The following is a 14,136-nucleotide window of genomic DNA, read 5'->3' on the forward strand; positions in this document are numbered from 1 at the left end:
ACCGGCGCGCCGGAGGGGCACTACAGCTGCCGCCCAAGGCCGCTCCGGGCCGGCCGGCCGTCCTAGGCAGTCGAGTCGGACCCGTCGAGACACTGCGTGTACTGGTGGCCGAGAGCGACACCACTGCCGCCGACTCGCTCGTCCGGAATCTGGTCCGGCAGGGCTTCGCCGCCCGGAGCGTGACGACCGGTGCCAAGGCGCTCCAAGTCCACGGCGACGCCGACCTGGTGCTGCTCGATCTGGACCTCCCCGACCTCGACGGGCTGGAGGTCTGCCGGAGCATAAGGTCTGTCAGCGAGGTCCCGGTCATCGCGGTCACGGCACGCGGCACGGAGCTGGACAGGGTCCTGGGTCTCCAGGCCGGCTCCGACGACTATCTCGTGAAGCCTTACGGGTTCCGCGAGTTGGTGGCCCGCATGGACGCCGTGATGCGTCGCGTCAGGCACCGGCCGGACCGCCTGAACGTCGTCGTGCGCGGGCCGCTGCACATGGACGCCGGCACCCGGGAAGCCAGGCTCGGCGAGCTGCCGGTCAGCCTCACCCGCAAGGAGTTCGGCCTGCTGCATCTGCTCGCCTCGCAGCCCGACCAGGTGCTCTCGCGGCGCCAGATCATGGCCCGGGTGTGGGGGGACACCTCTCCCCAGCAGCTGCGGACCGTCGACACCCATGTGAGCAGCGTGCGGGGCAAGCTCGGCTCCAGCGACTGGATCGTCACCGTTCGTGGCATCGGGTTCAGGATCGGTCACCCATGACTCTCGCCCGTCGGTGACCGCGCCAGAGGGTGGTGCGCTCGTGGGCCTCCGCCGACGGCCGGCGGTTAGGTTGGAGGCAAGTCGATGCAGTTCACATGAGAACGGAAAGCACCATGGCCCAGCAGAAGCGGGGGGAGCGGTCACGACAGTTGATCCTGGAGGCAGCCGCCCGGTTGTTCGACGAGCGCGGCTACGACGCCGCCAGCACGACCGACATTCTCGCCAGCACCGGTCTCACCCGCGGCTCCCTCTACCACCACTTCCCCTCCAAGGAAGCGATCGCCATGGCCCTGGTGTCCGCGCACGGGGAGGCGCTGAACATCCCGGAGCAGCCCATCATGATCCAGGCCGTCATCGACCTGACCTTGGGGTTCGCCCAGCGACTGGAGCTGGACCCGGTACTGCGCGCGGGTGTACGGCTGGCGACGGAGCGCACCTCGTTCCCGCCCCGGCAGATCACTCCGTACGAGCAGTCCAACAAGGCCATCCTCGACGCGCTGCGCCGGGCCGAGCAGCGGGGGGAGCTTCTGCCAGGGGTGAACCTGGTCGACGCGGCCTCGACCATCGTGGGTTCCTTCACGGGCCTGCAGACGATGTCGCAGATCTACAGCGACCGACGTGACCTCGTCGGACGGGTCGGCGTCTTCTGGCAGTTCATCCTGCCGGGGCTGGCGATCCCGGGGCTGCTCGGAAGACTGCGCACCACTCCGCCGCCGCAAGAAGCCTGAGGCCGTCCCGTACGCGGAGGCCGATCCGTACGGTGGCGGTCCCGGCCTGAGACGGGACCGCCAAGGCCGGCGGACGCGCGGCCCTCGTACGCGTCCGCTCCACCGGGTCACCCGGTCATTGCTCGGCCCGCGGCCCGGCGGCGACGAACAGGGGACGCAGCAGCCGCCATACCCGCTCGACCTCCGCGTCCCCGTGGTTCGTCGCGGTCAGACCCGCGGTCAGCATCACGGCCAGATCGGCCAGCTCCTCCCGGGAGAGCTCTCCCGAGGGCTCGTCGCCGGCCACGTACCGGCGGACGAGTGCCAGCACTTCGTCGCGCAGCAGCGGCGGCCCGGTGGTGCCGTCCGCCGCCAGCTGGAGGCCCGCCCGGACGATGTCGTCCGTGCGGCACGTGTACGTCAGAGCGCACAGGAACCGCCCGAGCCCGTCCGGCGCGGTGCTGACCAGCGCCTTCTCCGCCACTTCGGCGACGCGCGCCCGTGCCTGCTGATAGACGCCCGCCGCCAGCTCCGCGGTGGAGGAGTAGTGGTGGTAGAGCGCCCCCCGGCTCACTCCCGCCCGCCTGCAGATGTTGATCAGACCCGCATCGGAAGGTTGGCCGTTCGCGATCAGCTCCGCCGTGGCACACAGGAGCGCCTGGCGAGTGCGCGCGGACCGGTCCTGCATCTGACGACACCATCCCTTTTCTACACATGCGCGATGGACGGGCGCGGCGGAGCCGAGCCGAGTCGACGGGGAGGAACCATCAAAACATACAATGCTGCCTGGTTTGAATGGCCCGTTCTCGGGGATCCGCGACCGATCGGATGCCATGGACGGGCGTTTTCCGCCCCATCGCCCCTCCCGCTGCCAGGAAGCACTCCCGAGAAGCGGTCCACCCGGTGGAGTGTCTGGACTTGCCTGTTTGTTTTCGGTGGAGCGGGACGGGTGGAGCGGGACGGGTGGAGCGGGACGGGTGGAGCGGGACGGGTGGAGCGGGAAGGGTGACGGGGGCACACGGTGGCGGCGGGCTGCGCGGTGGCGGCGGGCTGTTCGCTCAGGAGGAGGGGCTCGCCCCGACACCGGAAGCGTCGGCGGCGTGGCCGGCGGGCGGCGGTGAGTCGGGCTGCCGGGCCGACGGCTCCTTCGCGCGCGAGGCGTCGGGCGTACTCCCGCCCTGGGCGATGGTGCGCTCCGCCCAGCGGGTGGCGGCCGGCACGGCGAGGCCGGTGAGCGCGAAGCCCGCGCCGACGATCCACCATCCGATGCGGCCCTGTCCTATGCACAGGGCGATGAGGACCGAGGGGCCAAGGGTGGTGCCGAGGCCGAGGCCCATGCCGAACAGACCCTGGTACTGCCCCACGGACTCCTTCGGCGCGAGGGCGAAGGACAGCTCGAAACCCCCGGCCGCCTGCCAGATCTCACCGAGCGTATGAACCGTGACCGCGGCCATGAGGACCACGACGGCTGCCCACGTGGGAAGTCCGGGCAGCAGGGACATCGCGACGCAGGCCGCCAGGAACGCGAACCCTGCCCTGCGGAAGGCGGTCGCACCGGTCGCGACAGTGTCGATGTTCCTGCTGCCACGCACCTGGAGGCACACGACCAGAGCGGTGTTGACCAGCATCACGGCGGAAACGGTCCACGGCGGAGCCGAGGTCCGGCCCAGCAGCCAGAGCGGCAGGGCCACGCTGAGAATGCGGTACTGCACCGCCATCAACCCGTCGAGGACGGTGATCACCACGTACGGCCTGTCCCGCAGCGCGACCCAGCGCGGGCCCGGCCGGGCCTGGAGCGGCGCGAGACTCGGCAGGAAACCCGCCGTGACCGCACCGACCGCGTACGAGAGCGCGCTCGCGCCGATGATCAGGACGTAGGCCGCTCGGGTGTCCTGCTCGATCGCCCAGGCCGCCACCACCGAGCCGCCGGCGATACCGAGGTTGGTCACCGACCGCAGGTAGCTGCGGAACTCCGCGGGACGTTCTCCTCCGTACTTCTGGACCAGCGGGCTTCGGGCGGCCGGCGCGGCGGCCTGGGCCACGGCCCCGAGGGTGGCGAAGACGACGAAGGCCCAGAAGTCCCGTACGAGGCAGAGCCCGACCATCGCCGAGCAGCCGAGGAGGAGCGTCGCCGTGTAGACGACCCGTGCTCCGGCACGGTCGGCGAGGTGTCCGATCGGCACCCCCATCGCGAGCGAAACCGCTCCGGCGATACTCATGCCGAGCCCGACCTGTCCGGCCGGCAGATGGAGTCCACGCGTCATGTACAGCACGCCGGCCGTGAGGTAGATGCCGTATCCCAGCATCGTGGTCAAGGTGGCGGCGACCAGCAGCCGCCGGGGTCTGCCTTCGGGCAGAAGCATGGATACGACTCTCTCTGTGAGGCGGCGCGCGCCGCGGACCAGTCGTCGGGCCCGCGCCGCGCGCGATGAGGGGGAAGCGGCCGGTTCGGCGCTTCCCGGTGCGGGGCCCGGCTTCGCCGCGGTCCCGTTCGGAGCTTGCCCGGGGCAGCCCGCCCGGGCGGCCGGACACCGTCTAACGCTCCATCAGTGCCAGCGCGCTGTTCATGCCGCCTCCGAAGGCGGCCATCAGCACGGTCTCCCCGGGTGCGATCCGCTCCGCGCGGATCGCCTCGTCGAGCGCGATGGGAATGGAGGCCGCGCCGGTGTTGGCGACCCTGTCGACGTTGATGTGGGTGGTTGCCCCGGGAAGGTCCAGCCGGTCGCCGAGTTCGCCGAGCATGACCCCGTTCGCCTGGTGGGGCACGATGTGGCGGACCGTCCCGGAGGGGATTCCGTGCTCGGTGAGCACTTCGTTCACCAGCTTGGGAACGTGGTCCGCGACGAAGTCGCGTACGGCCCGGCCGTCCATCCTGAAGTGGTGGGCGCCGTCGCGCACGGTCTGTTCCGACGCCGGGAGCCGGGAGCCGCCCGCGTGGACGCCGATCAACGCGTGGTCCCGGCCGAAGCCGCGCAGCTGACTGGCGTACACGCCCCGTCCCCGGGCGACGGGCCCGAGCACCACGGCCCCGGCACCGTCGCCGAAGAGGATGGCCGTTCTGCGGTCGGCGCGATCGAGGATGCGGGAGTACGTGTCTGCCCCGATCACCAGAGCCGCGCCGCCTTGGGGCCGCCCCGCGAGGTGGCCCCGGGCCAGGTCCAGGGCGTAGACGAAGCCACTGCACACGGCATTGACGTCGACGGCGCCCGCCCGGTCCGCGCCGAGCAGGTCCTGCACGAAACTGGCCGTCGCCGGCTGGGGCTGATCGGGAGTGGAGGTGGCGACCACCACGAGCGAGATCTCCGAGGCGTCCATGTCCGCCGCGGCCAGGGCGCGTTCGGCCGCCCGGGCCGCCAGGTCGGACGTGGCCTGCCCCTCGCGGGCCCAGTGTCGTTTGCGGATGCCGGTCTTGCGCTCGATCCACGGGCCGTCGACACCGGCTCGGGAGCCGACCTCGTCGTTGGACACCACTCGGTCGGGAAGGTACGAGCCGGTGCCGAGTACGCCTATGGCATGATTCATGACTTTTCCTCAGGTGGAGTGGAGGGACCGACGGTTCGGGCCGCGCGGAATGTCAGACCGACGGTGCGGACGAGCCGGTCCCTTCGACGGTGAAGACGACCGAGTCGACCAGTTCGCGCGCGAGCGCCTCGGCAGTCCGGCCGTCCTCGGCTCCCACGACGAGCAGCCCCACCCGGTCGCTCGACCTGCGCAGCGGGGCTATCTCGTCGCCCGCCGCCACGGCGAGCTCGGAGTACAGCACCGCGGGGTGACGACGGACCTCCTCCCAGCCCCGCAGGGAGACGAGCCGGCCGGGCGGCGGCGTGAAGTAGCGCACGGCCGCGCCCCGGGAGGCGGTCAGGCCGGACGCGTCGAGCGGGCGCCCGAGCATGTCGTCGAAGATCAGACCGTGCATTTCGAGCCCGGGTATCGCGTGGGCGAGCATCCGGTGGATCCAGTCACCGCCGAAGCGGCCGTGCACCTCCCCGAGCACCACCTCGTCGGGGGTGAGCCAGAGCTCCACGTGGAAGGCGCCGGTACGCATGCCGAGGGCGTCCAACGCCGCAGTGACGCTCTCGTGCACCCGGGCCTCGTCCTTGCTGCCGAGCGGGGCGGGAAGCGTGTGACCGACCTCGACGAAGAAGGGGGGCTGCGCCTTGTCCTTCGCGGTCACGGCCAGAACGCGGGGGCGGCCCTCCAGGAAGATCCCCTCCACGCTGAACTCCGGCCCGTGCACGAACTCCTCGATCAGGAACAGGCCGGGGTCGGGCAGCGCGTCGATGGCCGCGGCGAGCCGGTCAGCGGTCTCGACCAGGCTGACCCCGGCGCTGCCCATGGCATCGCGGGGCTTGACCACCCACGGGCCGGGTACCTCCGTGAGGAACTCCTCGGCCTGCGCCCGGCTGTCGCACAGCCGCACCCGGGGCTGCCGGAAGCCCGCCTCCGCCAGAGCCGTCCGGCAGAGGTCCTTGGCACGGATGCGCCGCACCGTGCCCGGAGGGTTGCCCTGCGCACCGACGGCCTCGGCGGTCTCCGCGACCGTGACCTGCGCCATCTCCTGGAGGGCGTACACGGCGTCGATCGGCCGGCCCTCCGCGGCCTGCGTGGTGGCCCACCGCGCGGTGGCGTCGGGATCGGTGAAGCCGACCGCGGATACCGCGTCGGCGGCTTCCAGGACGGCGGGGACGGCCGCGAGCGCGGCGGCCGGCGCGGTGACGTGGGTACGGATGCCGCGCGCCCGGGCCTGTGCCAGCGCGTCGAGCACGCTGTCGACGCTGACCGTCACCGCGCGGGCCCCGCCGACCAGCAGGAGAGTGGGACGGTTCTTCTCGTCAGACGTCATTTCGTTCCATTCCGTTCGTGGACCGCGCCGGCTGCTCCGGTGCGGTCTCCGTGGCTTCGTCGGGCTGCAGTACGGCCATCACCTGACCGGCGGTCACCTGGTCCCCGACCGCGCAGTCGAGCGACGCGATCGTGCCGGTGAGAGGGGCGGTGAGCCGGTGTTCCATCTTCATGGCCTCGACCACGGCGACCGTCGCACCGGCTTCCACACGGTCACCCACGGACCGGGGAAGGGCCACGACCGTGCCGGGAAGGGTGGTGCGCACCTCGTTGTCGGAGGACTGGGCGCCCTGGCCCGTCCTGATGTCGTCGAGGAGGGTGAACCGCTGGCCGGCGACGCTGAGTTCGGTACTCGCCCCGCAGCGGGTCCCCGACCACGGGACGCCCGACACCTGCCCGGTCCACAGGCTGCCCTCCCGGGTGGCGGTGGCGTCCAGGCGCCGGCCGTCGACCGCGATCGTGAGGACCTGGCCGGCTCTGCCCACGACGGCCGCCCGACGGCGCGTCCCGCCCTGCCGGAAGGTCACCCCGCCCAGCGGCTCGTCCGGCCTCAGGGCCCGCCTGTCCAGGGGCCCCAGACCGCCCGCCCACGGGGAGACACCGGCTTCCGGCGGCATCGCGGCCATCGCGGCGGCGCAGGCCAGGGCGCGGTCCTGGTACGAAGGCCCTTCGACCGAGGCGACCCCGTCCACCAGGTGGGTGTCGGTGCTGCCGCCGACCACGCGCGGTTCGTCCAGCAGCCGGGTGAGGAACCCGATGTTGGTCGTCAGGCCCAGGACGCTGGTGGAGCGCAGCCCCGCGCCCAGCCGGCGCAGCGCCGTGGAGCGGTCGGGACCGTGCGCCACGAGCTTGGCGATCAGCGGGTCGTAGTGCTCGGAGGCCGTGCCGCGAGTGTCGAAGGCCGCCTCGACCCGCAGCGTGCCGGGCCAGCGGGTGATCCGGGCCGTGCCTGGAGACGGTGTGAATCCGGCGGCTGGGTCCTCGGCGTAGACGCGGCACTCGATCGCGTGACCGCTGCTGGTGATCTCCTGCTGCGTCAGCGGCAGAGCCTCTCCCGACGCGACGCGCAGCTGCCATTCGACCAGGTCCAGTCCGGTGATCTCCTCGGTGACCGGGTGTTCCACCTGAAGGCGGGTGTTGACCTCCAGGAAGTAGAAGTCGCCGTCGGGTCCCACGATGAACTCGAAGGTCCCCGCGTTCACGTAGCCCAGCGCTTCGGCGCCGCGTACGGCGGCTCGCTGCATGGACTCGCGGACGGCCGGGTCGAGTCCGGAGGCGGGCGCCTCCTCCACGATCTTCTGGTGCCGGCGCTGCAGGGAGCAGTCCCGCTCGTAGAGATGCACCACATGGCCGAGGGTGTCCCCGAACACCTGGACCTCGATGTGCCGGGGCGCGGGGACGTACCGCTCGGCGAGCACACGGCCGTCTCCGAAAGCGGTACGGCCCAGGCGGATGGCCTCGGCCGCCGCCTCCGCCAGCCGGGACTCCTCCTCGACGACGCGCATGCCCTTGCCGCCTCCGCCGGCGGCGGGTTTGAGGATGACCGGGTAGCCGATCTTCCGCGCGTCCTCGACGAGGGTGGCGACGGACTCGGTGGCTTCCGCGGACCCCGGCAGGACCGGGACACCGGCCTCGGCCATCAGGGTCCGGGCCGTCGCCTTGTCGCCCATGGACCGGATCGTCCCGGGCCCGGGCCCGATGAAGACCAGACCGGCCTCACCCACCCGCTCGGCGAAGAGCGGGTTTTCGGAGAGGAAGCCGTAACCCGGGTGCACGGCGTCACAGCCCTCGCGTACCGCCACGTCGACCAGCTTGTCGATGTTCAGGTAGCTCTCCAGTGCGGGAGCCCCGCCGATGGAGACCTTCGAAACGGCGCCCGCCAGATGGTCCGCCCCCGCGTCCGCCTCGGAGTGAACACAGACGTACTCGATGTCCAGCCGGGCACAGGTACGGGCGATCCGCCGGGCTATCTCGCCGCGGTTCGCTATCAGAATTCTCTTCAGCATCCGGCTCTCACATCCTGAAGACGCCGAACCGCGTCTCCTCCTTGGGAGCACCGGCGGCCATGGCCAGGCTCAGTGTCATCCACTCCCGGGTCGACACGGGGTCGATCACGGCGTCCACCCACAGCCGGGCCGCGAAGTACACCGGGCGCGACTGCTTCTCGTAGGCGTCGATGATCGGACGGGCGATGGACTCCTCCTCCTCTGCCGACAACGTCGCTCCTTGCTTGGCGAGTTGCTCGGCGCGCAGCGTGGTCATCACCTTGGCCGTCTGTTCGGCACCGACCACGGTGGAGCTGGCGCTCGGCCACATGGCCATCAGTCGGGGGCCCATCGCACGGCCGCACATCGCGAAGTTGCCGGCTCCGTAACTGCCGCCGATCACGATGCTGAACTTCGGGACCCGTGCGGTCGAGACGGCGTTGACGAGCTTCGCACCGTGCTTGGCGATGCCCTCGGCCTCGTACTGCGAGCCGACCATGAAGCCGTTGATGTTGTGGAGGAACAGCAGCGGGATGTCCTGCTGGACGCAGAGTTCCACGAAGTTGGCTGCCTTGAGGCTGCTGTCCGAGAAGAGGACGCCGTCGTTGATGACGACTCCGATCGGATAGCCACCGATGTGTCCGGTTCCGCAGACGATGGTGGGCCCGTAGCGTGCGCGGTATTCGACGAGTTCGCTTCCGTCGAGAAGGCGGGCGAGGATCTCGCGGGCGGGTATCGGCTCTCGCAGTCCGGCGCTGACGATGCCGGGCAGCTCCGCCGGGTCGTACAGGGGCTCCTGTGCCTCCACCGGCGGCGCGCCGACCGCCGGTGCCGGCCGGCGGGACACGATCTCCCGGACGAGCGACAGGGCGTGCTCGTCGTCCTCGGCCAAGTGGTCGGCCACTCCGGAGACCCGCGTGTGCAGGTCGGCGCCCCCGAGGGTCTCGGCGTCGACGACTTCCCCGGTGGCCGCCCGGACGAGCTGGGGACCCCCCAGGAAGACCGTTCCCGTCCCGCGTACGATCACCGTCTCGTCGCACATGGTGGGGACGTATGCGCCGCCCGCGGTGCAGGACCCCATGACGGCCGCGATCTGGGCGAGGCCCGAGGCAGACATCTCGGCGATGTTGCGGAAGATGCGCCCCAGGTGGTTCTCCCCGGGGAAGAGATCCTCCTGGAGCGGGAGGAAGACTCCCCCGGAGTCGACCAGGTAGATGCTGGGGAGACCGTTCTCCCGGGCGATTTCCTGTGCGCGCAGCTGCTTGCGGACGCCCAGCGGGAAGTAGGTCCCGCCTTTGACCGTCGCGTCGTTCGCGTGCACCATCACCAGACGTCCGGCCACCACTCCGATCCCGGTGACCAGCGCGGCCGAGGGCACCGGGCTCTCGTACACCTCGTGGGCCGCGAGCTGCCCGACTTCCAGGAACGCGGTGCCCGGGTCGAGCAGGAGCGAGATCCGTTCCCGCGCGGTGAGCTTGCCGCGTTCGGCGTGCTTGCGGTGCGCGCGCGGGTCCCCGCCCGCGACGGCCAGTGCGCTGGCCCGTTCGACGGTCTTCCGCCGGGTTTCGAAGTCTTCGGTGTTCCGGCGGAACGTTCCCGATCCGGTGTCCACGTTCGTCGTGAGTACGGCCATCCTGCTGTCCCTTCAGCTCCGCCCGACAGGGCGCGTCTTCGGACTGTCGTCGTTCGGCCGGAGGCCGGGCCGGGCGGCGTCCGGTGCGTGCGTTCGCGAGGCGGAGGGTCGCCCCGGTACCGGATGTGCCGGGGTGATCCCGACGACGCGGCGGGCGTGCGTGCCAGGCGTCGCCCGGCAGACGCCAGTGTGGAGACGCGCCCCAGGTCGTGGTGAACGCGATCCGCTCAGCGGAGCCGGTCCCACTGCTTGTTGAGTACGGTGCAGAAGTCCTCGACCATGGTCTTCTCCATGTTGGCGCGCAGCATGAGGCGCAGGCCGGCCTTGCCCCGGCCGATGACCGGGAAGAAGATCGGGGAGGTGTAGTAGCCCTCCTCGAAGAGTCCCTGCGCCAGCTTCACCGTCAGGCTCTCGTCACCGAGGTTCACGTGACGGATCGGGAGACCGTCACCGCGCTGCTCGGTCTCGACCTGGCTGTCGAAGAGCGCGATGTTGTCCTGCAGCCGCTGCTGGAGATCGGTGAGTTCGGAGGTCCGGTGCAGCTCGGCGGAGGCCAGTACCGCACCGAGCCCGGCCGTGTTGATGCGCTGGGACCACATGATCGGGCCACCGTTGCGGATGGTGAGGGTACGCCGCCGTTCGGAGCCCCGACGTCCCAGCAGCACCGCTCCGCCGGAGGCGCCGAAGCCCTTGTTGAGGGAGGTGATGATCAGCGTCCGGTCGTTGATCGCCCCCATCTCCTCGAGGACCACCCCGCGGCCGTGCTCGCCGATGGTGGAGATGCCGTGCGCCTCGTCGAAGAACAGGAACAGGCCGTACTTCTCCTGGAGGCGGAGCAGTTCCCTGACGGGAGCCTGGCCACCCGTGCTGTAGACGCCGTCGGCGATGTAGGCGACCCTCTTGTGCTGCTTGCACAGCTCTTCCAGGGCCTCCAGGTCGTTGTGCCGGACCGTGGTCACCTCCGCCTCGTCGGCCACGCTGGGCTTCATGGCGTTGAGGCAGAAGTGCGCGTTGCGGTCGAAGACCATGAGCGGGGGCTCGTCGTCGGTGAAGAGGCCGGAGGCGAGCAGCGGGAGCATGGCCCAGGCGGCCGCGGCGCACGAGGCGACGGTGACCACTTCGGCGTCCCACAGTTCCGACAGGGCGTTCTCGGCGTTGCGCAGCGACTCGAACCGGATCCGCATGCGCGAGGTCGAGGTGTTCAGCGCTCCCTCGGCCAGGACGGCGTCCGCCGCCGCGGCGACGAGCGCCGGGTGGGTGTCCAGACCGAGATAGGAATAGGAGGACATGTTGAGGAATTCGCGGCCGGTGTCCACCGAGCGGTGGGCTCCGTCCCCCAGGCCCTTGACGACGATGTCGAACAGGCCGGCCTCGTCGGTGATGTCCCAGAAGACGTCACTGGTCCGGGCGGACTTCTTGACGTTCAGAAATGAATTCACGGTAAATCCTTCGCGTCATACGGAAAGGGGTGGATTCAGACGTAGGTGTGGAAACCGCGGCCAGTTTTGCGGCCGAAGTGTCCGGTCTCGACCATCCTCAGCAGCGAGGCCGGGGCGGCGTACTGGGGCTGCTTGAACTCCGTGTGCAGGGCCTCGGCGATGGCCGCCACCACGTCGAGCCCGATGAGGTCCGCCAGGGCCAGCGGGCCCATGGGGTGACCACAGCCGAGTTCCATCGCCAGATCGATCTGCTCCACGTCGGCGGTCCGCGTCTCGACCATGCGGATCGCGGCCAGCAGGTAGGGCACGAGGAGGGCGTTGACGACGAACCCGCTGCGATCGGCGGTCCGCACGCTCGTCTTGCCGAGGACGTCCACGGCGAAGTGTTCCGCCCGGTGGCAGATCTCCTCGCCGGTGAGCAGCGCGGGCACGATCTCGACCAGCCGCATCGAGGAGACCGGGTTGAAGAAGTGGATGCCGACGACCCGTTCGGGGTGGGCGGTCGCCATGGACAGCTTGGTGATGGACAGGGCTGACGTGGTGGATCCGAGGACCACGTCGGGGGCGACCACCTTGTCGAGAGTCGCGAAGATCTCCTTCTTCACCCTCTCGTCCTCGACCACGGCTTCGATCACCGTCTGGACGTCCCCGAACGCCCCCAGGTCCATGGTCGTCCGGATGCGCCCGAGGGCGTCGTCCCGCTCCTGGCCGGAGATCCGCCCCTTCGCGACCTGCCGGTCGAGGGAGGCCGCGATCCGCAGGGGAGCAGCCGAGAGGGATGCCTCGCGGGACACGGCGAGCAGCACGTCGAGACCGCGCAGGGCGCAGAGTTCGGCGATTCCGGCGCCCATGGTGCCGGAGCCCACGACGCCCACCCGGGTGACGGGTTCGACGGGAGGGCGGCCCGCGGCCGCGTCGGTGACGGGTGAAAGGGACAAGGTAGCTCCTACGGCTGGCCCGGCGACGGGCTGTTGGCGGTTGGACGGGGGTGATGACGCACCTCGGTACGCCCGGCCGCGGCACGGCCGGAAGCCGCTCGCGCGGCCTGGGGCGGCTCGTCGGCCGGTCGGGCCGGTGCGTGCCGACACAGCGGCTCTCGCGTCACGCGGGTCTGTGCGCCGTCCCGCGGCGGGCAGCCGGTCCGATGCGTGACGAAAAGCCCCTGGACCTCTCACCCGCGTAACCCTGTTCGGCTTTCGGCTTCCGCTCCGAACGGCCGAATCAGGTTTTTCTTTCCATGGTTTCCACTCTCGGATTTCCGCGGCACCGACGGTGATTCCCGCCGCGCCCTCGGCTTTATCCTCCTGGAACCCGAATCGCCGGACAAGGCTCCTCTCCTCAGGGTTCCTGACGTTTATCAATAGGCTGTGCACGAACGACAGGGGGGCGTCACGCCCAGTACAGGGAATTGACAGGTTCCGGGTTCTGCGCCCGTCGCGACGTACCGGACGGGGTGGGCCTCGGGACGGGGTGGGCGTCGGCAGGCCCGGGCCGCGCTGCCGGTGCGTGCTCCGCGTCGCCGGCGTCCGGCTCGGGCTTTCACGGCCGTCCGGCCTGGTGGCGTACCTTGTGGATGCCTGAAGCGCCGCGCGGTGGCGACACGTGGACGGTTTCTCCACGGGTGCCGGCCGGCCGCCACCCGGCCCCCTCCCCGTCGCGCACGGGCTTGGGTGTCGACGCGAGGCCGGCTGTCGCGCGCCCGCCCGCCACCCGTCACCCGTCACCGGAAAGGCCGTCCCCATGCCCCGCCCCGCGCCCGCCCGCCCGTCGCCCCTGCCTGCGGGCGGGCTCCGTGCCGTACGGCTCCGGGAGGGGGCCCGGTGAGGGGGCGCCGGAAGTCAGCCGCCCCGCCGCTCCCGCAGCGCGAGGGCGTCGATCCCGTGCGGGTGCGGCTGCCCGTGGACCCCGAGGGGGCGTGGGCGACGGTGGGCGACCATCTGCGGGAGCGGTTCGGTGCCGCGGTCGGGCCGGCGCGGGTGGAGGCCATGCTGACGGAGGGGCTGTTCGTCGGGGCGGACGGGCGGCCGGTGCCGGGGACGCGGCCGTACGAGAGCGGGCTCGGGCTCTGGTTCCACCGGGAGTTCGCACCCGAGGAGCCGGTGCCGTTCCCGGTCGGGGTGGTGTACCGCGACGAGCACGTCGTGATCGCCGACAAGCCGCACTTCCTCGCCACCACCCCGCGCGGCCGGCACGTGACGCAGACGGCGGTGGCACGCCTGAGGCACGGGCTGGGGCTGCCGCACCTCCAGCCCGCGCACCGGCTGGACCGGCTGACGGCGGGCCTGGTGCTCTTCGTCGTACGCCCCGAGGACCGGGGCGCGTACCAGACGCTGTTCCGGGACCGGCTGGTGCGCAAGGAGTACGAGGCGGTGGCCGGGTACGACCCCGGGCTGGCGCTCCCCCGGACCGTGCGGAGCCGGATCGTGAAGGAGCACGGGGTGGTGGCCGCGCGCGAGGAGCCGGGCGAGCCGAACAGCGAGAGCCGGGTCGAGCTGCTGGAGCACCGGGGCGGGCTCGGCCGCTACCGGCTGCTGCCCGCCACCGGGCGCACCCACCAACTGCGCTTGCACATGAGTGCGTTGGGGCTCGGGCTGGTCAACGACCCACTCTATCCGGTGGTGCTGCCGGAAGGCGCGCCCGACGACTGGTCACGCCCGTTGCAACTCCTGGCCCGGGAGCTGGAGTTCACCGATCCGGTCACGGGTGAGCAGCGCCGCTTCAGGAGCGGGCTGCGGCTCTCCGCGTGGCCGGACCGGTGACCGGGACGGGTCGCGGCGG

The 14,136-nt window shown here is 71.2% G+C and carries 11 protein-coding genes; 3 read left to right on the forward strand and 8 right to left on the reverse strand.

The window, feature by feature from the left end:
- Window positions 1–104 precede the first annotated feature (104 nt).
- Window positions 105–752 carry a response regulator transcription factor gene (locus ACWCSV_RS18700; RefSeq protein ID WP_451143473.1) on the forward strand — a complete coding sequence of 216 codons (648 nt, stop codon included), beginning with the start codon at window positions 105–107 and terminating at the stop codon, window positions 750–752.
- Between the two features lie 95 nt (window positions 753–847).
- Window positions 848–1,480 (forward strand): ScbR family autoregulator-binding transcription factor, encoded by a 633-nt coding sequence (locus ACWCSV_RS18705; RefSeq protein ID WP_451143475.1) that lies wholly within the window; start codon window positions 848–850, stop codon window positions 1,478–1,480.
- Window positions 1,481–1,595: 115 nt separating this feature from the next.
- Here the strand turns inward: ACWCSV_RS18705 and ACWCSV_RS18710 are convergent, their stop codons facing one another.
- The 8 genes from ACWCSV_RS18710 to ACWCSV_RS18745 all read right to left on the reverse strand — a co-directional run bounded on the left by ACWCSV_RS18710 (window position 1,596) and on the right by ACWCSV_RS18745 (window position 12,296).
- Window positions 1,596–2,147 (reverse strand): TetR family transcriptional regulator, encoded by a 552-nt coding sequence (locus tag ACWCSV_RS18710; protein WP_451143477.1) that lies wholly within the window; start codon window positions 2,145–2,147, stop codon window positions 1,596–1,598.
- A gap of 370 nt (window positions 2,148–2,517) precedes the next feature.
- Complete coding sequence (locus tag ACWCSV_RS18715) at window positions 2,518–3,822, reverse strand: MFS transporter (protein ID WP_451143479.1); 1,305 nt, start codon at window positions 3,820–3,822, stop codon at window positions 2,518–2,520.
- Window positions 3,823–3,994: 172 nt separating this feature from the next.
- On the reverse strand, window positions 3,995–4,981 hold the full coding sequence (locus tag ACWCSV_RS18720; protein WP_451143481.1) for a 3-oxoacyl-ACP synthase III family protein: 987 nt from the start codon (window positions 4,979–4,981) through the stop codon (window positions 3,995–3,997).
- Window positions 4,982–5,033: 52 nt separating this feature from the next.
- The gene (locus ACWCSV_RS18725) at window positions 5,034–6,302 is read right to left on the reverse strand and encodes an ATP-grasp domain-containing protein (RefSeq protein WP_451143483.1); all 1,269 of its coding nucleotides are present in this window, start codon (window positions 6,300–6,302) and stop codon (window positions 5,034–5,036) included.
- Window positions 6,292–8,307: an ATP-binding protein gene (locus ACWCSV_RS18730; protein WP_451143485.1), complete on the reverse strand. Its 2,016-nt coding sequence runs from the start codon at window positions 8,305–8,307 to the stop codon at window positions 6,292–6,294. The genes ACWCSV_RS18725 and ACWCSV_RS18730 overlap by 11 nt, the downstream gene beginning before the upstream one ends.
- A 7-nt stretch (window positions 8,308–8,314) precedes the next feature.
- A complete protein-coding gene (locus tag ACWCSV_RS18735; RefSeq protein ID WP_451143487.1) occupies window positions 8,315–9,919 on the reverse strand; it encodes a carboxyl transferase domain-containing protein in 1,605 nt (534 codons plus the stop codon).
- Between the two features lie 227 nt (window positions 9,920–10,146).
- Window positions 10,147–11,358, reverse strand: coding sequence for an aminotransferase class I/II-fold pyridoxal phosphate-dependent enzyme (locus ACWCSV_RS18740; RefSeq protein WP_451143489.1), 1,212 nt, complete (start codon window positions 11,356–11,358; stop codon window positions 10,147–10,149).
- A gap of 35 nt (window positions 11,359–11,393) precedes the next feature.
- Window positions 11,394–12,296: a 3-hydroxybutyryl-CoA dehydrogenase gene (locus ACWCSV_RS18745; protein WP_451143491.1), complete on the reverse strand. Its 903-nt coding sequence runs from the start codon at window positions 12,294–12,296 to the stop codon at window positions 11,394–11,396.
- Between the two features lie 882 nt (window positions 12,297–13,178).
- On the opposite strand from ACWCSV_RS18745, the gene ACWCSV_RS18750 reads away from it, so the two are divergent.
- On the forward strand, window positions 13,179–14,117 hold the full coding sequence (locus tag ACWCSV_RS18750) for a pseudouridine synthase (protein WP_451143493.1): 939 nt from the start codon (window positions 13,179–13,181) through the stop codon (window positions 14,115–14,117).
- Window positions 14,118–14,136: the final 19 nt, after the last annotated feature.

Source organism: Streptomyces sp. NPDC001770 (assembly GCF_053596135.1).